This window comes from Nonomuraea sp. LPB2021202275-12-8, assembly GCF_037044575.1.
Lineage (GTDB): Bacteria > Actinomycetota > Actinomycetes > Streptosporangiales > Streptosporangiaceae > Nonomuraea.
Window position 1 is genome coordinate 460,634 of record NZ_JBAHWD010000002.1, and the last position, 18,668, is coordinate 479,301.

Annotated in this window: 19 protein-coding genes; 11 read left to right on the plus strand and 8 right to left on the minus strand. The window is 71.1% G+C overall.

The window, feature by feature from the left end; translation table 11 throughout:
- The first annotated feature begins 1 nt into the window (after window position 1).
- A complete protein-coding gene (locus tag V5E28_RS05980; RefSeq protein WP_336205353.1) occupies window positions 2-778 on the plus strand; it encodes a DUF4142 domain-containing protein in 777 nt (258 codons plus the stop codon).
- 156 nt (window positions 779-934) lie between these two features.
- Entirely contained in the window at window positions 935-1,993 is a 1,059-nt protein-coding gene (locus V5E28_RS05985; RefSeq protein ID WP_336205354.1) for a PRC and DUF2382 domain-containing protein, read from the plus strand.
- 319 nt (window positions 1,994-2,312) lie between these two features.
- Here the strand turns inward: V5E28_RS05985 and V5E28_RS05990 are convergent, their stop codons facing one another.
- Together V5E28_RS05990 and V5E28_RS05995 are read right to left on the minus strand one after the other, a co-directional pair.
- A complete protein-coding gene (locus tag V5E28_RS05990) occupies window positions 2,313-2,693 on the minus strand; it encodes a VOC family protein (RefSeq protein WP_336205355.1) in 381 nt (126 codons plus the stop codon).
- 180 nt (window positions 2,694-2,873) lie between these two features.
- Window positions 2,874-4,547: an exo-alpha-sialidase gene (locus tag V5E28_RS05995; RefSeq protein WP_336205356.1), complete on the minus strand. Its 1,674-nt coding sequence runs from the start codon at window positions 4,545-4,547 to the stop codon at window positions 2,874-2,876.
- A 359-nt stretch (window positions 4,548-4,906) separates the two neighbouring features.
- On the opposite strand from V5E28_RS05995, the gene V5E28_RS06000 reads away from it, so the two are divergent.
- The 5 genes from V5E28_RS06000 to V5E28_RS06020 all read left to right on the plus strand — a co-directional run bounded on the left by V5E28_RS06000 (window position 4,907) and on the right by V5E28_RS06020 (window position 10,849).
- Window positions 4,907-5,194 carry a hypothetical protein gene (locus tag V5E28_RS06000; RefSeq protein WP_336205357.1) on the plus strand — a complete coding sequence of 96 codons (288 nt, stop codon included), beginning with the start codon at window positions 4,907-4,909 and terminating at the stop codon, window positions 5,192-5,194.
- A gap of 108 nt (window positions 5,195-5,302) precedes the next feature.
- Entirely contained in the window at window positions 5,303-6,679 is a 1,377-nt protein-coding gene (locus V5E28_RS06005; RefSeq protein ID WP_336205358.1) for an FAD-binding oxidoreductase, read from the plus strand.
- Window positions 6,680-6,874: 195 nt separating this feature from the next.
- Window positions 6,875-8,422 (plus strand): MFS transporter, encoded by a 1,548-nt coding sequence (locus tag V5E28_RS06010; RefSeq protein ID WP_336205359.1) that lies wholly within the window; start codon window positions 6,875-6,877, stop codon window positions 8,420-8,422.
- Window positions 8,419-9,546, plus strand: coding sequence for an FAD-dependent monooxygenase (locus V5E28_RS06015; protein WP_336205360.1), 1,128 nt, complete (start codon window positions 8,419-8,421; stop codon window positions 9,544-9,546). Before V5E28_RS06010 ends, V5E28_RS06015 begins: the two co-directional genes overlap by 4 nt.
- A 253-nt stretch (window positions 9,547-9,799) precedes the next feature.
- A complete protein-coding gene (locus V5E28_RS06020; protein ID WP_336205361.1) occupies window positions 9,800-10,849 on the plus strand; it encodes a fatty acid desaturase family protein in 1,050 nt (349 codons plus the stop codon).
- On the opposite strand, the gene V5E28_RS06025 is transcribed toward V5E28_RS06020, so the two are convergent.
- Window positions 10,814-11,167: a hypothetical protein gene (locus tag V5E28_RS06025; protein WP_336205362.1), complete on the minus strand. Its 354-nt coding sequence runs from the start codon at window positions 11,165-11,167 to the stop codon at window positions 10,814-10,816. The two genes, V5E28_RS06020 and V5E28_RS06025, sit on opposite strands and share 36 nt — an antisense overlap.
- Before the next feature lie 97 nt (window positions 11,168-11,264).
- Here V5E28_RS06025 and V5E28_RS06030 point away from each other — a divergent pair, with 97 nt between their 5' ends.
- On the plus strand, window positions 11,265-12,341 hold the full coding sequence (locus tag V5E28_RS06030; RefSeq protein WP_336205363.1) for a hypothetical protein: 1,077 nt from the start codon (window positions 11,265-11,267) through the stop codon (window positions 12,339-12,341).
- Here the strand turns inward: V5E28_RS06030 and V5E28_RS06035 are convergent.
- Entirely contained in the window at window positions 12,280-13,272 is a 993-nt protein-coding gene (locus tag V5E28_RS06035) for an aldo/keto reductase (RefSeq protein WP_336205364.1), read from the minus strand. The genes V5E28_RS06030 and V5E28_RS06035 overlap by 62 nt on opposite strands.
- A 221-nt stretch (window positions 13,273-13,493) precedes the next feature.
- Here V5E28_RS06035 and V5E28_RS06040 point away from each other — a divergent pair, with 221 nt between their 5' ends.
- Window positions 13,494-14,351, plus strand: coding sequence for a helix-turn-helix domain-containing protein (locus tag V5E28_RS06040; RefSeq protein WP_336205365.1), 858 nt, complete (start codon window positions 13,494-13,496; stop codon window positions 14,349-14,351).
- Between the two features lie 120 nt (window positions 14,352-14,471).
- Here V5E28_RS06040 and V5E28_RS06045 read toward each other — a convergent pair whose 3' ends face one another.
- The 4 genes from V5E28_RS06045 to V5E28_RS06060 form a co-directional block, all read right to left on the minus strand.
- Window positions 14,472-15,089, minus strand: coding sequence for a pentapeptide repeat-containing protein (locus V5E28_RS06045; protein WP_336205366.1), 618 nt, complete (start codon window positions 15,087-15,089; stop codon window positions 14,472-14,474).
- A gap of 4 nt (window positions 15,090-15,093) precedes the next feature.
- Window positions 15,094-15,528, minus strand: coding sequence for a nitroreductase/quinone reductase family protein (locus tag V5E28_RS06050; protein ID WP_336205367.1), 435 nt, complete (start codon window positions 15,526-15,528; stop codon window positions 15,094-15,096).
- Between the two features lie 69 nt (window positions 15,529-15,597).
- Window positions 15,598-16,758, minus strand: a complete 1,161-nt coding sequence (locus tag V5E28_RS06055; RefSeq protein ID WP_336205368.1) for a cation:proton antiporter — start codon at window positions 16,756-16,758, stop codon at window positions 15,598-15,600.
- Window positions 16,759-16,766: 8 nt separating this feature from the next.
- Complete coding sequence (locus tag V5E28_RS06060) at window positions 16,767-17,249, minus strand: cation:proton antiporter regulatory subunit (protein WP_336205369.1); 483 nt, start codon at window positions 17,247-17,249, stop codon at window positions 16,767-16,769.
- 197 nt (window positions 17,250-17,446) lie between these two features.
- On the opposite strand from V5E28_RS06060, the gene V5E28_RS06065 reads away from it, so the two are divergent.
- Window positions 17,447-18,109: a response regulator transcription factor gene (locus tag V5E28_RS06065; RefSeq protein ID WP_336205370.1), complete on the plus strand. Its 663-nt coding sequence runs from the start codon at window positions 17,447-17,449 to the stop codon at window positions 18,107-18,109.
- Window positions 18,110-18,202: 93 nt separating this feature from the next.
- The gene (locus tag V5E28_RS06070; RefSeq protein WP_336205371.1) at window positions 18,203-18,625 is read left to right on the plus strand and encodes an ATP-binding protein; all 423 of its coding nucleotides are present in this window, start codon (window positions 18,203-18,205) and stop codon (window positions 18,623-18,625) included.
- The last annotated feature ends 43 nt before the right edge of the window (window positions 18,626-18,668 follow it).

The window sequence follows — 18,668 nt, forward strand, 5'->3', positions numbered from 1 at the left end:
AGTGCTCCTCCTCGAGTTCGCTTACATGAATTGCCTGCCATTCCCGCATCTGTCCGGCCCAACCACCCTCGGCGGAATTCTTTGCCGACCGTGGCATGGCCCCCGGCGCGGCATGGCGAGCCGCGAAACCGATCCGGCTTCATTACTGTACGTCAATGACCTGCCACTGACGGTAGGCAAGCTCATTCGGGGGACAGTCATGACAATTCAGCGTTCGTATCTCGCTCCGCTCGCGCTCGCCGCGGCCGCTCTGACCGCCGTCGCGGGATGCGGCGGCGCGACCACCGGCGCCGGGCTGGCGCCGGCCAGTCCGGCGCCGCAGACCCCGGGCACGGGCCAGGCCGTGCCGTCCGATCAGGACAGGATCTGGATGAAGAAGATCCACCAGGGCAACATGGCCGAGACCGGGGCCGGCGGCATGGCCGAGCGCAAGGGGACCGCAGCCGCCGTCAAGGAGCTGGGCGCGATGTTGATCAAGGACCACACCGCGCTCGACACCAAGGTCACCCAGGCGGCGACCCGCCTGGGTGTCGAGCTGCCGACCTCGCCGTCGGCCGAGCAGCAAAAAGCTCGCAAGACGCTGGAGGACTCCTCCCGCGAGGACTTCGACCAGGCCTTTCTCTCCGCGATGCGCAAGGAGCACAGGACCGCGATCGCCGAAACGCAGACCGAGATCAAGCGGGGGAGGTCGCCCGAGGTGAAGGCGCTGGCCGAGAGCGCCCTTCCGGCACTGCAGCGCCACCTGGACGAAATCAAGAAGGCCATGGGTGGTAATTGATGCCGCCTTGGGCGATGCTCGTGGACGCCTCGCGTTAAGGCAAAATTTGTCCTAATAGGTGTGCGCTTGTGGTCGCTTGGGGTATTTGTCCCGCTTGAGCCATCTGCCGGCCTACAGCCGGCCGGCGGAACAAGAATTCGGGGGATCGTCGTGGCCATGCAAACAGAGATCCGGAGCCTGCTCGAGTGTCAGGTGGTGGGTTCGGACGGCCAGCAGGTAGGCAAGGTGGGACAGGTCTACCTCGGCGACCGCTCGGGCGAACCCGAGTGGGTCACCGTGCGGACGGGGTTGTTCGGCATGAGGCAGACCTTCGTGCCGCTGACCGGTGCACGCCGCAGTTCGGGGGAGCTCCGCGTCCCCTTCGACAAGGAGACCATCAAGGGCGCGCCCAACATCGACGTGGACGACCGCCTGACCCTGGAGGAGGAGGCGAACCTCTACCGCTACTACGGCATGCAGCCGTCGAACATCCCCTCTCAGCGCAAGGCGGATGTGACGAAGGCGGATGTGCCGAAGGCGGAGGGGACGAAGGGGCAGGCCGGGACGACCACCGGCCGCCAGACGACCGACCGGCCCGGCCCGGCGACCGGCGCCGGCACCGGAACGGGCACTGGTACCGGAACGGGCGCCGGCATCGGAACGGGAACCGGAACGGGCCCGGGCACCGAAACCGGGATGGGCACCGAAACCGGGACGGGCGCGGAAACCGGGACGGGAGCCGGGCTGACCGGAGCCGCCGGTCAGAAGTCGCGGGGGATGCGTGAGCAGGAGCACGACATCGACATGACGCGCTCGGAAGAGCGCATGCACGTCGGCAAGGAGAGCAGGGAAACGGGGCACGTAAGGCTGCGCAAGTACGTGGAGAGCGAGGACGTCGAGGAGATCGTCCCGCTCGAACACGACGAGGTCGTGATCGAGCGCGAGGTCATCGTGGGTGGCGAGTCCGCCGGACACGACCTCGGCGAGGACGAAGAGGCGATGACCCTGTACGAGGAGCGCCCGGTCATCAGCACCGAGACCACCCCCGTCGAGCGCGTGCACATGCGCAAGGAGAGGGTGAGCCAGGACGAGACGGTCCGGGGCAAGGTCCGCAAGGAGCGGTTCGAGGTGGACCAGGACGGCCGGACCGTGGACGACCGCCGCGGCACCGACGAACGCGACGGCCGCAACGGCCGCGAGGGGCACGACGGCCGCGACGGGCGGCGCGAGCGCTGACGACACGACCCCGTCGTCCGCGAACGACGACGAGGCCACGGCCGACCCGCGTGGCCGCGGACCTGCGTGGCCGCGGTGGCGGCCGGCGCATCGCTCGTCGCGGGTGCGTGCGATGCGTGGCCTGAGGCCGTCGTGAGCGGCGGCAATGTGCTCCGCCATGGCCGTGTGACCGCCCGAGGAGGCGCCGTGCCCCGCGTGACCCCTGGGGCGCGGTGTGGGCGTGGCCTCGTCGACAGGCCGGCGCTGACGGCTCACCAGGAGCGCGCCGGCCGCTACGGCCGGCGCCGTGAACCGTCCGTCGGTGCAGGGCGGTGGGGGGTCATCCGGCGGGCTCGAACAGCTCGATGGGGTTGCCCGCCGGGTCCTCCAGGACGATCTGCGTGCCGCCTCGGCCCTTGATCAGGTCGCCGCGGAAGGTCGCGCCCGCGGCGCGCAGCCGTTCGGTCTCGGCGGCGGCGTCCGCCACCTCGAGCTGGATGCGGTTCCAGCCGCCGGGTTCGGGAAAGCGCCCGTCGGGCGTCGGCTGGGCGGCGCCGCCGGGCCCGCCGGTGCCGGTGAGCAGGAGCCGCAGCCCGTCACGGGAGACGATGGCGAAGCCGTCGCCCATCTGAGCCTCCTTGGCGAAACCGAGCAGCTCGGTGTAGAAGGTGACGGCCATGTCGACGTCGTCGACGAGGTAGCGGACGCTGGCACCGTTCACAGGGATCACCCGTTCGCATCGGAGTGGCCTTCGCAGAACAATATAGGTGGTTCCAGGCGCACATCGAAATTTCAACCATTTGTGCCATCAAACAAGCTAGTTAGGCAATGTCAGAGCGAGTCAAGATGACATGTCAAGATGGGCGCCGGAATGCGATCTGTGGCATATTTTCGGTGTTTATCAGGCCTTGCTCGCGGAATAAAGTTCCACTTCGTTCAGCATCGCGCAGGTGGATCCGATTTCGCGGTCACAGCCGGCGGTCGCGTCGATTTCGATCTTGACATGGCGCCCTTCGACCGGCGTGTCGAAGGTCAGGTGGCGCAGCGCGTAGTCGGTGCGGCCGGTCACGCGCAGGACCGGCGATCCCCAGGCGCCCCCGTCCCGCGAGACGTACACGCGGGCGCCCGCGGCGTGCCCCGGGCGCAGGCTGAGCCCGATCCGGGTGAAGGCGTGCACGCGGTCCAGATGCAGGACGTACTCGCCGGGACCCGCGGCGACGGCGCTGGACCAGTAGCCGGTGCTGCCGTCGAAGGCGCCGCCCGGCCGGGTGCGCGGACGGCGCGCGCTCGCCCACGTCATCGTGGTGTCGACCGTGAGCCGGCCGTCCCTGTGCAGCTCGGCGAGGTCGAGCCTGCCGGGGCCCGGAGGCGGGATGTCGAGATGGCGGCGTTTGATGGCGTACCAGCTCCCGTGCTCGAACAGGCCACTGGCAGGGCAGGCGGTCTCGTTGAGCGTGCCGTCCCGGCGGGAGCCCGGCAGCTTGCAGTTGTCGAAGACCTGGAGCAGCCGGTACGGTCCGACCGCCGCCAGGCCGGTGTAGCCGGAGGTGCCGTGCGCGTCGTAGACCCCGTCCCGGTTGTGGTAGGTCACCCGCTGCCGTTCCCACGTGTGACCCAGCCCGTCCGGGGACAGCGCGACCCAGACGTCCGGGCGTCCCGCGCTGAGCACGAGGGTGCCGCCCGGCATCAGCAGCAGCCGCGGGGCCACGCCGCGCACCACGCAGTCCTGGCCGGACAGCGCCAGATCCTGCGGAGGCGACCAGGTCACCCCGGCGTCGGTGGAGCGGCTGTAGGCCAGGGTGGCGTAGGTGCCGCCCTCGCGGCGCAGCACCGCCAGCAGGCTCCCGTCGGCCGTCTGCTCGATCGCGGCCTCGTTGTAGGCGTACTGGCCGTCCGGCCGGGCGATGACGCCGCGCCGGGTGAAGCTCCTGCCGCCGTCCGCGCTGCCGTACACCTCCGCCTGGTCCAGGCCGGTGGCGGCGTAGCGGGCGTACGCCGACACCAGGATGGTGCCGTCGGCCAGCTGGATCGGCCGGCCGTGCGCCACGCCGCCGCTCTCCAGCTCGTCCGGGGTGGTGAACAGGGCTTCGGTCCGGGCCCAGGTCTCGCCGGTGCCGGTCGAGGTGAAGATGCCGAGCCTGGCGGTGTGGGCGTCCACGCCGGTCAGGTAGTACTCGGTGGCGAACAGGCTGCCGTCGTGGAGCTGGACGGGCGACTCGCGCAGCGGTGTCCAGGCGGGCGGGCCGAAGGTGCCGCCGTCGTCGCCGGAGGTGGCCGCGGCGCTCACGTACGGCATGACCACGTCGATGTTCTTGGAGTAGGTGACGATCACGTGCCGGCTCGGTGAGCCGTCCGGCCGCACCGTGTCGAGGGCGGTCGCGTTCGGGAAGCCCGTGTAGTCCTGCCGCTGCTCGGCGGTGGGCTCGGCCTCCTGTGGAGCCGGGTTGGGGTAGATCCAGGACACCGTGCCGGGTCCCGCCGGCTCGTCCTGCGGCATCGGGCAGTATGCGACACCGGCCGCGCCGGGGGAGGCGTGCAGCACGGGCAGGAGGCACGCCGCGGCGAGCGCGGCCACCGGAGCGGTGCGACGCGCACCCGCGGCTGTATCCCTGGAGTCGGCTTTTGTCGACCTCAGGGGACGTCCATCTTGCCTTTGCGCCATATCGCGGACTGTAGATCATGAGGGGTCCGCTGAGCCGCATTCACCTTCCGAGTCCTGCCGAAACGGCGGACTCGCGCGGCTGGAGCGGCGGGCGTGCCGCCCTGCGACAGGCGGGAATCCCGACGTCCGAGGTGGGGTCAGCCGGGGCCATACGTAAAGTGCCAGTTGACAGATAGAGAGCACCTGCCACTATCGGGGTGCACGCAATTAGTCAGGGTTTACACGTAGCACGGCTAACCGCACCAAGATCACTGTTCGGTAGGAGCCCCGTCATGCACGTCCAATCCGACAACCTCGCGCGGCGAGCGTCCCAAGATCCCGTGCCCCCTCCCTCTCCACATCGCGTACCCGCCGGAGAGGCCTACCGCCACCCCTACAGCGGAGACCGGCACGAGGTGCCGCACAGGGCGCGCTTCGCCGTGCTCGAAGCCCCGGACGAGGCCGCCGCGCCCGCGCCGCAGGAGCCGGAGGCGCACGTCAACCAGCGCCTTCAGCAGATCCGGGAGATATCCAACCGCGCCATCGGCTCGATAGACGACCTACTCCAGCGCACCGCCTGATCGAGGGACCAGCGGGGGGAACCCGGCGGATCCGCGCCGGGAACCACACGAGACGACATCTCAGCCAAGAGGAGTGTCATGCAGGGTCAATCGCGACAGGCGCCGGCAGTGCGCGACGTCGGAGCTCACCGCCCGCGAGCCATCGCGGGTGTCGCACGGCCGCAGACCGTCGCCGAGGTATGCGCCGTCGTACGATGCGCCGCCGCGGACGGGCGCCGCCTCTATCCGCTCAGCACCGGACGCAACTGGGGCATGGGCTCAGGAGTCCCCGCCACCGATGAGAACATCGTCGTCGACCTCGGCGGCATGAACCGCATCCGCAGCCTGGACCTCGAGAACGGCTTCGCCGTCGTCGAGCCGGGTGTGACGCAGGCGCAGCTCGCCGAGGAGTTGCGCGAGACGCCGTGGCTGCTGAACGTCACCGCCTCGTGCGCCGACACCTCCGTCGTCGGCAACGCCCTCGAGCGCGGTGACGGCTCGGTCCGCTCACGCGTGCACGACGTGGCCGGCATCGAAGCCGTGCTGCCCGACGGCAGCGTGATCACCACCGGCGGGCTGGACACCTGGGGCCGCTACCGCGGCCGCGTCGCGGGCCCCGATCTGACCGGCGCGTTCGTCCAGCACAACCTCGGCATCGTCACCGCTATGGCCATCGCACTGGTGCCGCGGCCGCAGAGCTTCGGGCTGGTCCACGCCCGCATCCCGCGCGACCAGATCGAGCGGGCGGTCAGCGGCATGGGAGCGTTCCTGCGCCGCGGCAACCCGGCCGAGGGCCTGCTGCGCGTGCGAGAGCTGTCGCTGGTGCCGAGCAGAGGCGACTGGACCCTGCCGGACGGCGTCGACCCCGACCTGTTCACCATTCTCGGACCGCTGCTCGGCAGCGGTGAGACGGTGCGTCTGGCCGAGGAACTCCTGCGCAAGGCGCTGCTGGAAGTGGAGGGCGCCGAAGCCCTGCGCGTCCTGGACGCCACCGCCGTCATGCCCGACGACCCGTTGTACACTCGGGCGCTCATGGCCCAGGGCATCCCCACCTGCCGCGGCGTGCACAACGCGCTCGGCGTGAGCTCCTGCGACCAGGTCGACGCCGGCAAGATGGGCTTCCTCGCGCTGCTGCCGCAGCTGCCCATGGACGTCCGCTCGACCGAGAACATCCTGCAGGTGCTCAGGGCCGCCGCGGAGTGCAACGGCACCGCCTCCATGATGGAGTGGAACCTGGTCAGCAGGAACCTCGCCAACGGCGTCATCCAGATCTTCTTCGACCGCGACGTGCCGGACGCCCCGGCGCGCGCGCACCGGTTCCGCCAGGACGCGGGCGGCCTGCTGCGCGGCTACGGCTGCGTCATCTACCGCTCCGACATCGACAACTCGGCCGCGGACCTCTACGCACAGAGCAGCCCCGGCACGCTCAGCATGCTTCACCGGCTCAAGGGCACGTTCGACCCGGGCGGCCTGCTGTCGCCCGGACGCTACAGCATCAGCGCCTGAGCAAGTCTCCTCATCCCAGCCTGCTGGCGCCCGGCCGGAAACCGCGCCAGCAGGCGGACCACATAGGGCTCTCCTGGAGGTGGCCACGTGCCTTCGTCCCCCTCGGCCGTGCAGCTAGGTTCGGTCCCGCGACGCGACGCCCCCCGGCGCGCATGGTTGCTGCGACTGGTCGGTGCGGGCGTCATGCTCACGGTCATGGCCGACACCACGGCCACCACCCTGGCGGTGGGCCTGCTGCGGCACACCGATGCCGGCAACGGCATGCCGCTCAACGACCTGGTCTGGCTGACGAGCGCGGCCTTCGTGCCGATCGCGTCGCTGCTGGCGACGGCGGGCCGGTGGGCCGACCTGTTCGGGCGCCGCAGAGTGCTGGTCATCGGCCTGCTCGTGTTCGTCGCGGGCGGGATCGCGACCCTCACCCTGCCGTCCTGGCCGATGGTGCTGGCGGCCCGGGCCGTACAGGGAGCCGGCGCCGCGGCGATGATCCCGGCGAGCCTGGCCGTCCTGCTCGGCGAGCTGCCGGAGCAGCAGCGGCGCGGCGCCATCGCGCTGTGGAGCTCAGCCTCCGGCCTCGGCTGCCTGCTCATGCAGGCCGGCGGCGGCTGGCTGGCGACCGCGTTCGGCTGGCGCGCCCTGTTCGCGCCGGTCGTCGTGACCGGCGCTCTCCTGCTCGTCGCCTGCGTCTGGCTGCCTCCGGGCACCAGCCGCGTCCCCGCGCGCACCCGGCCGGACATGCTCGGCGCCTGGCTGCTGGCCGCCTCGATCGCGACCATCGTGCTGGCCATCTCCAAGATCACCGCATGGGGCGTCAACTCGGCCTGGCTCGCCTGTGCCGCCCTCGTCCTGCTCGTCGCCGCGCTGGGGCAGGCCCGCCGCCACCGCGTACCCGCCATCGACCTGACGCTGTGGCGACGGCCGGGGTTCTCCTGGGGATGGCTGGCCACCTGGGGATTCGGCGTCCTGTCGTACGGCCTGCTGACCCTCCAGCCGCTCTACCTGCTCCAGCTCGGCTTCCCCATGCTCGAGGTGGCCCTGTGGCTGACCCCCACCTCGGTGGCCGTGGCCGTCACGGCCTGGCTCGGCGGCAAGGTCGTACGCAAGCTGGGCCCGTACGGACTGATCTACCTCGGCGCCGCGGTGTGCGGCGGCTCCTGCGTGGTGGCGCTGGCGCAGACGTCGCCGACCCTGTGGGGCCTGGCCGCCAGCGTCGGCGTCGGGATCGGCGTGGGCGCGCTCGCACCCGGCACCTCCATGGCCACCACTCTGACGGCGCAGCCGCACCAGTACGCCTCGGCGGTCGGCGCCGCGGTGATGTCGCGGATGGTCGGCGGCGCCGTCGGCGTCGCCACCGTGTCGGTCATCATCGACCACCCGTTCATGACCGGGCCGATGGGCGGGCTCGCCAGCGCGCTCGCGGTCTGCGTGGCCGTCTCGGTGCTCATCGGCAGCCTCGCCCTGGTCAAGATGCTGCGGATGCCGTACGCCACCGGCGAGGTCATGGTCCTGGTGCCCCGCCGGATGCTGCTGGAACTGCGCACCACGCTCGCCACCGTCGCCGCGGAGGCGGACGCGCTGCTGCCGGCCCACCAGACCGGAGAACGCCCCGCGAACAGCCACGCCACCGCTATTCCCACACAGCGGCGAGCCACGGCCCCCGCCATGAGGGCCAACGCCGGCTCGCCCACCCGCACCCTCGGGGGCACGCTAGTTCGATCATCAGAAGGGCTCTCGTCATGGCAATGACAACCTGCGACGTAGCGATCGTCGGCGCCGGGCTCGGCGGCTGCTTCCTGGCACTCCTGCTGGGCCGCAGCGGCAGGCACGTCGTCGTCGTGGAGCAGGGACCGACCGTCCCCACTGCCGGCGCCGACTTCGTCAAGCGCCCCGGCATGCAGGTGCTCGCCCGGCACGGGCTCGTGGGCCTCGTCGAACGGCACGCGCTCAAACGCGACATCGTCCGCTACTACCACGACGGCGAGCCGATCCAGGAGTGCCGCTACCCCGACGGGTTCCTCATCCGCCCCTACCGTGAGCTGGTCGAGGTCATCTACTCCTCCTGCGCCATGCAGGGCGTCGAGTTCTGGTTCGACTCCCAGATCGACCACCTGGCCGGCGACGGCGAGCACGTCGAGCACCTGTCGCTCGCCGACGGCCGCGAGCTGCGGGCAGGCGTGGTCATCGGGGCCGACGGCACCCGATCGGCCGTCCGCCAGGCGCTCGGCATCGACAAGGAGAGCACGTCGTACCCGCACCTGCTGCGGGTCGCCACCGTGCCGCTGACCGCCAGCATCGCCCAGCTCAACCGGCTCTACTTCAGCTCCGGAGGCTGGTTCAGCTACCTGTATCCGGTCAACCACGACCAGGCCCGGGTGTTCGTCGGCCTGCCCGCGGGCGAGGACGGCGCGACGTTCGGAGCCGGCGCGCCGGCGCTGCTGGACGCGCTCAGAGGGTTCGTCACCGACAGCCCCGACGCCTACGACGTGCTGGGCTCCGCCTCCTGGCACGCGATCCCCATCGCGGCCATGCGGGTGTCCGCCTACCACAAGGGCAACGCGGCCCTCCTCGGGTCCGCCGCGTTCGCCTGCCACCCGATGACGGGCATGGGGATGAGCTACACCCTGCACGACGCGGAGATCCTCGCCGAGATCATCTGCACGGCGGAGGGCGACCCGAAGCTGCTGGAGAAGATGCTCGAGACGGGGTACGAGCCGCGCAGGCGGATGCACGGCGAGCTCATCGACTACGGCGACGCCCTGTCCAGCACCTTCCCCGACAGGGGCGCCTACCTGCGGTCCTTCCGCCAGGACCTGCACGTCTTCGGCGACACCGAGCCCATCGGGGAGGAGTTCGTCAAGGTGATGGGCTGAACACCCGCCGATCCGACCGGTCCAGGGTGAGTCCAAGGGGGCTCCTCGGCTCGTCCTGGGCGGTCCGCGACAGGCCGCGGCAGGTCCGCGGCCTGTCGCGGCCTTTCTGCCGCCTGTCTCGGGCGGGCCTTTCCGCTGCCGGATGGTAGGGCGTGCACTACCACGAACAAGGGTGGCAGCGGCAGTCCGCCCGACCGGCTGTCTCGCGATGCTGGCAGGACCACCCGCGAGCATCGGAGAGACCTTGGCAGACATGACGATCGAACATGCCCCGCCGCCTTCGGAGCGGACAGGCAGCGACTTCGCCCGGCTGTCTCGCCGCATCACCCAGGCGGGCCTGCTGGAGCGCCGGCCCGGCTACTACGCGGCCAGGATGACCGTGCTGGCGATCTCCTTCGCCGGAGGCTGGGCCGCCTTCGTCCTCGTCGGCGACTCCTGGTTTCAGATCCTCGTCGCCGCCTTCCTCGCCATCGTGTTCGCGCAGGTCGCGCTGCTGGCCCACGACCTGGCCCACGGGCAGGTGTTCCGCTCCCGCCGCTCCAGCCGGATCGCCGGCCACTTCGTGGGCAACCTCGGCATCGGGCTCGGCTACGGCTGGTGGACCGACAAGCACACCCGCCACCACGCCAACCCCAACCACGAGGACCACGATCCCGACGTGGCGCCCGACGTGCTGATCTGGTCCGCCAAGCAGGCCGAGGCCAGCCGGGGGCTGCCGCGCTTCATCGGGCGCTGGCAGGCGTTCCTGTTCTTCCCGCTGCTCACGCTGGAGGGCCTGAACCTGCACGTCTCCAGCCTGCGTTCGCTGCGCCGTCCCACCCTGAAGCACCGGCGTACCGAGGCGACGCTGCTGATCGCCCACGACCTCGCCTACCTCTTCGCCGTCTTCGCGGTGCTGCCGTTCGGCAAGGCGCTGGTCTTCCTCGCCGTCCACCAGGCACTCTTCGGCGTCTATCTCGGCTGCACGTTCGCCCCCAACCACAAGGGCATGCCGGTGCTCACGGGCGAGGACCGGCTGGACTTCCTGCGCCGCCAGGTCCTCACCTCCCGCAACGTGCGTGGCGGTCACCTGATCAACACGGCGCTGGGCGGGCTCAACTACCAGATCGAGCACCACCTGTTTCCCAGCATGCCGACGCCCAACCTGCGCAGGGCACAGCCCATCGTGCGCGAGCACTGCGCCTCGCTCGGCGTCAAGTACGTCGAGACCGGGCTCATCGCCTCCTGGTCACAGGCCATGCGGCACCTGCACGAAGCGGGCCGGTCGCTACGTGGCGGCAGGTCGCACGCCTCCGTCGGCTGACCGTACGGACCCGTTCCGCGAGACCACGACCAGCTCCGGGCGCCCGTACTCCTCCTCCACCACGAAACCCGCCGCGGCGAGGATCGTCCGTAACGCCAGCCGCACGGCGGTGCGGATGGTGTCGTACCTGCCCCGGTCCTTGACGGGCAGCTCGCCAGGCACGCCCCAGCGGATCACGACACCGCGGCCGGGGTCGGGCCAGACGCTGAGGCCGCCGTCGGCGGGGGTCGTCGACGGCTCGACCACGAAGCCCGCGTCGATGAGCATCCGGCGGACGAGGTGCTCCAGCTCCGGTTGCGCGCTCGAGGCGGTGTCCATTGGTCCCCGCTGCCCTCGCACGGTCGTCGCGAACCTTTCTGCCCGGATTCGGGCAGAGGTAGGCTCGACGCCGGTCGAGCGTCAGGGGGACAGGGCGATGCTGATCGAGCAGGCCAGGCAGGTCGCCCGGCGATGGGCGCGGGAGGAGGGGGCACGGCTGCCGGGTTTCGCCGGCGCCTTCCTCACCGGATCCGCCCTGTGGGCTCGGCCGGGCTCGGCGCTGCCGCCCAGCTCGGACGTGGACGTGATGCTCGTCCTGGACGACCTCCGGGTCGTCCCTCCCGGGAAGTTCCGGTACGGCGGCGTCCTGCTGGAGGTCTCCCTGCTTTCCTGGGAGGCGCTCGGCCCGCCGGCGGATCCGGCCGGGACCGTCCTCGGCCACTACCACCTCGCGGGCGCGTTCCACCGGGACGGCGTGCTGGCCGACCCGTCAGGCCGCCTCACCGCGATCCAGCGGGCCGTGTCCCATCGCTTCGCCGAGCGGCACTGGGTCCTGGCACGCTGCGCGCACGCGGCGGAGACGGTGCGCGACCGGATCGCCGGCATGGACGAGCCGGCGTCGCTGCCCGACCAGGTCACCGCGTGGCTCTTCGGGACCGGGGTGACGGCGCATGTCCTGCTGGTGGCCGGGCTGCGCAACCCGACCGTCCGCCGCCGGTACGAAGCCGTGGGCGAGCTGCTCGCCGAACGCGGCCTGCCGGGTCACCACGAGCACCTGCTCGACCTGCTGGGCTGCGCCGACCTGGGCCCGGCGCGGGTGCGCCACCACCTGCGCGAGCTGGAGCGGGTCTTCGACGTGGCCAAGGACGTGCCCGCCCCGTCCTACCGTTTCGCCTCCGACATCAGCGGCCCGGCCAAGCCCGTCGCCATCGGGGGCGGCCACGAGCTCGTCGACCGTGGCCTGCACAGGGAGGCCGTCTTCTGGCTGGTGGCGACCTACGCCCGGTGCCTGGCCAAGCTGGCCTCGGCCGGGATGGCCGCCTCGGACGACGGCTTGCGGTCAGTCCTCGCCGACCTGGGCGCCGAAACCTCCGCCGATCGCCGCCGCCGCGGTGACCGGGTGCTCGCCGCGCTCCCCGGTCTCCTGCACACCGCCGAGTCCCTGGCCCCCGTCAGCGACCGTCGAGACGGCCGTACTGGTCGCCGAGCACGGCCTCGCCGACCTCGCCGATGAAGTCGAGGGGGAACCCCAGGGAGAACGGCACCGCCGCCTCCAGACGCTGGACGGCCTCCTCAGGCAGGACGACGTCGACCGCCCCCAGGTTGTCCTTGAGCTGCTCGGCGCTGCTCGCGCCGAGGATCGGATGCACCGCCCGCGAGCGGGCCCGGGTCCAGGCGATCGCCACCTGCGAGGCCGTGACGCCCAGCTCCGCCGCCACCTCCAGCGCCGCGCTCGCCGCCGCGTGGTCGCGCTCGCTGACGGATCCGGGCGCGATCCGGGTGCCCGACGCGGGCGCGGCGCCGCCGCTGAACTTCCCGGACAGCACCCCGCCGGCGAGCGGTCCCCACACGGCCACGCTCAGCTCCAGCGCCTCCGCCATCGGCAGCAGCTCCCGCTCGATGTCGCGCCGCAGCAGGTTGTACGGCACCTGCAGCCCGGCGAAAGGTGTCCAGCCGCGCCACTCGGCCAGCGTGTTGGCCCGGCTCACGATCCAGGCAGGAGCATCCGATATGCCGACATAGAGGATTTTTCCGGCCCGAACCGCGTCGTCGAGAGCCCGCATCGTCTCCTCGATCGGCGTGTGCCGATCCCACAGATGCACCCAGAACAGGTCGATGTAGTCCGTACGCAGCCTCCGCAGGCTGCGCTCCAGGGACAGGACGAGGTTCTTGCGGTGGTTGCCGGAGGCGTTCAGGTCGCTGTCGTCGCGGCTCAGGGTGTACTTGCTGGCGAGAACGAACCGGTCACGGCGCCCGTCGAGGAGCTCGCCGACCACGTCCTCGCTCTCGCCGTAGGCGGAGGCCGTGTCGACGACGTTCCCTCCGGCGTCCGCGTACATGTCGAGCATCTTGCGGACCTCGGGCGACGACGAGCGGAAGGTCATCGCGCCCAGGAACAACTCCGACACCCGTAGCCCGGTCTGGCCGAGCAGACGATAACGCACGATTCCCCATGCCTTTCTCGGACGAATAGCCCGAACCTATGCCGTGTATCAGTCGGTGTCATGCCTTGTACGTATCCGCACGCCTGGCGTTACGTAGCGCGCCGACCGAGATCGGCGCGCCCCTTCACCCTGCCGGGACCGCCGGGCGCCAGGGAGACCGGCTGAAGGCTGGCCCCGCGAGGGCCACGATGAGGGCGCCCCCCGCCCCATACACTTCTCACGTGGCCGACAACGAACTGGGCAAATACCTCCGCTCCCGCCGCGAGGCCACCAAACCCGACGACGTCGGGCTGCCCGGCAGCCCCCGGCGGCGCACCCCGGGCCTGCGCCGGTCGGAGCTGGCCACGCTGGCGGGCGTCAGCGTCGAATACCTCACCCGGCTCGAACAGGGTCGCGACCGCAACCCGTCGGCGCAGGTGGCCGGCGCCCTCGCCGACGCCCTCCGCCTCGGGCCCGAGGAGCGGCTCCACCTGCACCACCTGATCAAAATCAACAGCGGCGACTTCCTCCTGTGCGCCGCGGCGGCCGAGCTCCCCGACCACGCGATCCGCCCGTCGGTCCGGGCCCTGCTCGAACGCCTCGAACCCGCGCCGGCCGTGCTGCTCAACCGCATGTCCGACGTGCTGGCGCACACGAGCGGCTACGACCGCCTCGCCCGCCCGCTGGGCCTCCTGGACGGCGACTCGCCCAACCTCATCCGGTTCCTGTTCGCCGATCCGCGCGCCAGGGCCGCCTACCCGGACTGGGAGCGCCTCGCCGACGAGCACGCCACCGCGCTCAACCAGGCGGCCGCGCTCGCCGACGAGCGTGCCGTGAACTTCGCGCACGAGCTGACCATCACGGCAGGCGCCGCATTCAGCGACCGCTCGCCGGTCTCGTTCGGCCCCCGCACGTCCGCCCGCCCGGAACACCTGGTGCACCCGGAGGCCGGCGAGCTCCGCCTGATCCCCGAAACCCTCGAGGTGGCCCAGGCCGAGCAGCGGCTCATCGTCTATCTCCCGGCCGACCAGGTCACGGCAGCGGCGCTCGACCGCCTCACCGGCCGCCGCCCCGGCGCCCTCCGCGCCGTGAACGGCTGACCGGTGATCGCCGGGCCGCCGCCACGGCTCGCACCCTGACCATGACGCGGGTGCCGCCGGTCGTTGTCCTCCTGCGGGGCGGCGCGGGCTGAAGGTCCGGAGGGGGACGCGACCGACGCTCTACTCGCGCACCTCCAGCCCCAGGGCGGAGGCGATGACCGTCGCCTGGTAAGGGTCGATGACGGCCCTGTTGAGCTTGACCGTGAGCGGGTCGAGATCGCCCAGGTCGCTGCCGCGCAGGTCGCAGCCCGTGAGGTCGGCGCTGTGCAGCGAAGCCCCCGACAGGTCCGACCGCCGGATCTCGGCGCCCTCCAGCCTGGCCCCCATCAGGTCGGCCTCACGCAGCCGCACCCCGTGAAAGGCGCTGCCGCGCAGGTCGGCGCCCGGCAGGCCGACGAAGGACCAGTCGCCGCCGTCGACCTTGAGCAGCCCGTAGGAGCAGCCGTCGAACATGCTGCCGGTCAGCTTGCAGCCCCTGAACGTCGCGTCGAAGAACGAGCACCGGGAGAAGGTGCAGTTGAGGAAGAGGGCGTCCTCGTGCTCGGAGACGTTGAAGCGCACATTGCGGAACGTGCACTCCTCGAACGCCGAGCCGTGGTTGACCAGCTCGGTCATGTCCACGTCGACGAACAGGACGCGATGGTAGGTCTCGCCGGTCAGGTCACGCCCGTCCCAGTCGGCGGATCTGACGGTCGTCTCGGTCGGCGGCGCGGGGACCCCGTGTTTGCGGTCGGCCATGGTGTCAGCCGGCCGCTTCCGCTCGCTCGATCACCATCACGGGCAGCTCGCGGGACGTCTTCTTCTGCATGCCGCCGTAGGAGGGGAAGATCTCGAGCATCAGCGCCCACAGCCGCTCGCGCTCGTCTCCCTCGGTCACGCGGGCGCGGGCGGCGAACCGCTCGGCGCCCACCTGCACCGCGACCTCCGGGTCCGCCCGCACGTTGAGGACCCAGGCCGGGTGGTGGGCCGACCCGCCGTTGGAGCCGACGACGACGAGCCGGTCGCCGTCGGCGCCGTAGAACAGGGCGGTGCGGCGCAGCGTGCCGGTCCGGCGGCCGCGGGTGGTGAGCAGCAGGGCGTCCTTGCCCTGGTAGCGATGGCCGGACTCGCCGTCGCTGGCGACGTAGGACCTGATGTGGTCGGCGACCCAGGCGACCGGGCTGTCGGTGATCTCCATGCCTGCCTCCCCGGCGTCACGGGATGAACGCCGAGGAGAGTCTGACACCCGCCACCGACAGGAAACCGGTCAGGCGCGTTTGGCGATGGCCTCGAACAGGGGCTGGACCAGTTTGGCCGCCAGTGGTCCGAACGCCGCCAGGATGAGGACGTACGCCGCGGCCAGCGGCCCGAGATCCGGATGGGCCCCGGCCGCCACGGCCAGTCCGGCGATGACGATGTTGAACTCGCCGCGGGGGATCAGCGCGATGCCCGCGCGAGCCTGGCCGGCCTTGGCGATCCCGGCCCTTCTGGCGGCGTAGATGCCGGTCGCCAGCTTGGTGAGCATGCTGACCACGGCGAGCGCGGCGGCGAGCCCGGCGACGGGGAGGATCTTCGTGGGGTCGGTCTGCAGGCCGAAGAAGACGAAGAAGACGGCGGCGAACAGGTCCCGCAGCGGCGCCAGCAGCGCCTGCGCGTCGTGCGCGAGCTGCCCGGACAGCGCGATCCCGACCAGGAACGCGCCCACCGCGGCCGACACCTGCAGCTGCTGCGCCAGCCCGGCGACCAGCAGCGCCAGCCCGACCACCTTGAGGAGTAACACCTCGGAGTTGGGGCTGGACACGAACGCCTCGATGTAGCGCCCGAACTTGAGCGCGACGAGCAGCACCACGCTCACGGTGGCCAGCGCGATGGCCACCGTGATCGCCCCGCTGACCAGGCTCAGCCCCGCCAGCATGGCGGTGAGGACCGGCAGGTAGACGGCCATGGTGAGGTCTTCGAACACCAGCAGGGACAGCACGGTGGGCGTCTCGCGGTTACCGATCCACCCGAGGTCGGTCAGCACCTTGGCGGTGATGCCCGAAGACGTGGCGTAGGTGACGCCCGCCATGGCCACCGCCGCGACCGGCCCCCAGCCGAGCAGCAGGGCGCAGATGGCCCCCGGCGCGGCGTTGAGCACCAGGTCCACGATGCCCGCACGGGCGTTGCTCTTCAAGCTGGTCACCAGCTCGTCGGCGTTGTATTCCAGGCCCAGCGTCAGCAGCAGCAGGACGACGCCCAGCTCCGCGCCGACGGAGATGAACTCCTCGCTGGTGGCCAGCGGCAGCACGCCACCGGTGCCGAAGGCGAGCCCGGCGATCAGATAGAGCGGGATGGGCGAGATGCCGGCACGCAGTGCGAGCGCGCCAAGGACACCCAAACCAAGAAGTACGGCCCCGAACTCGAGGAAAAGTATTGCCGTGTGGTGCACCCGCGGCCCTAACCCTCAGCCAGGATGTCGGCGACTTCGGAGGTGCTGTCGGCACTGCCCACGACGACTACGATGTCGCCCGCCGCGAACACGAAGTCCGGGCCTGGACTGGCGAACACCTGACCGGAGCGGACGATGGCCACGATCGAGGCGCTGGTGCGGGTCCGCACGCGCGCGTCCCCCATCGGCCGGTCCACGTAGCGGGAAGTGGCCGGGATCGGCAGCTGGAGGCTGACCAGTCCTTCGACCTCCTGGTGCGCCTGGTTCAGCCGCTGCACGATGCGGGGGGCGCCGAGCAGCTCCACCAGGGCGTCGGCTTCCTCGTCGTTGAGCTTGACGACCTCGCACGCCCGATCGGGGTCCTCGCGGTCGTAGATCACGAGATCGCGCCGTCCGATACGGTGTGACACGACACCGATCCGCTTGCCGGACTGGGTGGTGAAATCATGACGCAGCCCTATCCCCGGCAGCGCCGTCTGTTCGACCTCCACCGCTGTACCCCACCCATCCGAATCCGGAACAACGCGACCAACCCTACCAATCCTCTCTGATGACCATTTCTTGGAGAAGTCGCTGCCCGACCCGGCTGCGTTTCTTCTTCGGCGCGAAGGGGAGAGGGGCGGGGGCGACGGGGCGCGGGAGGCGGGAGAATGACATGGCCAGCAGTCCGGAACAGGAGAGTCCCGCCATGTCGCCCTTATCTGACCCACTGGCGCCCGCCACCGTCCGGCTGGTGCTGGTGGAGGACCACGACATGGTCGCCGAGGCCATCGGCATGGCGCTCAACCACGCTCCGGGCATAGACGTCGTGGCCAGGTCCAAGTCGATCGCGGCGGCGGTGGCCGACGCCGGCCGCTGGCAGCCGGATGTGGTGGTGCTGGATCGCCGCCTGCCCGACGGTGACGGGATCTCGGCGATCGGCCGGATCTCGGCGGTGGCTCCCGAGGCGCGCGTGCTGGTGCTCACGGGTGAGGCCACCGCCTCGGTGGCCGTACGGGTGGTGGAGGAGGGTGGCGCCGGCCTGGTGGTGAAGTCGTCGGGCTTGCAGGAGCTGGAGTCGGCGGTGCGGGAGGTGGCCGCGGGCGGAGTGGTGTTCGCGCCCAGCCTGCTGTCGGGGGTGCTGGACCGGCTGACCGGCCGTGAGCGGCACGCGGGCGGGGTTCTGACGGGACGCGAGCGGGAGACGTTGCTGTTGCTGGCGGAGGGCGTGAGCACCGATCAGATCAGCGAGCGGCTCGGGGTGGCGCGCAACACGGCGCGCAACCACGTCCAGCGCGTGCTGGAGAAGCTGGGCGCCCGGTCGCAGCTGGAGGCGGTGGCGATCGCCAGGCGCGAGGGATTCCTGGACTAGTGCATGTGCACTAGAGACAGCTCGGCGGATACATCAGATATGACAGCGCGGTTGCGTCTCGTTGCCGGGCTCCGGTTGTCCGAAGGTGGGAAGATGGGCACCGATGTTGAATCGTTCACGGTGGAGCGTCACCTGGGCGAGGAGATGGGCAGCATCACCGTGGCGCGGCGGATCGCGCGCGACGCCCTCAACGCGTGGGACTACCGCGGACATCGCGAGGACGTGCTGCTGGTGGTCTCGGAGCTGGTGACCAACGCGCTGGTGCACGGCGCCGGCGCCCCCGTGCTCCGCCTGGCCGGAGGGCCGGCGCAGATCCGGATCGAGGTGCACGACGCTGGCAAGGAGTGGCCGAAGGCGCGCGAGCCCGGCCCCGCCGACGGATGGGGCCTGCACGTCATCCAACAGCTGTGCACCCGCTGGGGGACATCGCACCGCGAAGCCGGAAAGGCGGTCTGGTGTGAGCTCGCGGCGCCTCTCGCCGCTCTGGCCCCCGACCTCAGCGGTTCCCGGGTCTGAATCCACCGCGTTACCGCAGGACCGCGCGTCCGTGCGAAGCTGC

Excerpts from the sequence above, each read along its gene's own strand:
- V5E28_RS06050 (WP_336205367.1), bottom strand. The coding sequence starts at position 15,528 with ATGGAGATCACCGACAGCCCGGTCGCCTGGGTCGCCGACCACATCAGG.
- V5E28_RS06020 (WP_336205361.1), top strand. The coding sequence starts at position 9,800 with ATGACGATCGAACATGCCCCGCCGCCTTCGGAGCGGACAGGCAGCGAC.
- V5E28_RS06045 (WP_336205366.1), bottom strand. The coding sequence starts at position 15,089 with ATGGCCGACCGCAAACACGGGGTCCCCGCGCCGCCGACCGAGACGACC.
- V5E28_RS06025 (WP_336205362.1), bottom strand. The coding sequence starts at position 11,167 with ATGGACACCGCCTCGAGCGCGCAACCGGAGCTGGAGCACCTCGTCCGC.
- V5E28_RS06070 (WP_336205371.1), top strand. The coding sequence starts at position 18,203 with ATGGGCACCGATGTTGAATCGTTCACGGTGGAGCGTCACCTGGGCGAG.
- V5E28_RS06015 (WP_336205360.1), top strand. The coding sequence starts at position 8,419 with ATGACAACCTGCGACGTAGCGATCGTCGGCGCCGGGCTCGGCGGCTGC.
- V5E28_RS06065 (WP_336205370.1), top strand. The coding sequence starts at position 17,447 with ATGTCGCCCTTATCTGACCCACTGGCGCCCGCCACCGTCCGGCTGGTG.
- V5E28_RS06010 (WP_336205359.1), top strand. The coding sequence starts at position 6,875 with ATGGCCGACACCACGGCCACCACCCTGGCGGTGGGCCTGCTGCGGCAC.
- V5E28_RS05985 (WP_336205354.1), top strand. The coding sequence starts at position 935 with ATGCAAACAGAGATCCGGAGCCTGCTCGAGTGTCAGGTGGTGGGTTCG.
- V5E28_RS06030 (WP_336205363.1), top strand. The coding sequence starts at position 11,265 with ATGCTGATCGAGCAGGCCAGGCAGGTCGCCCGGCGATGGGCGCGGGAG.
- V5E28_RS06000 (WP_336205357.1), top strand. The coding sequence starts at position 4,907 with ATGCACGTCCAATCCGACAACCTCGCGCGGCGAGCGTCCCAAGATCCC.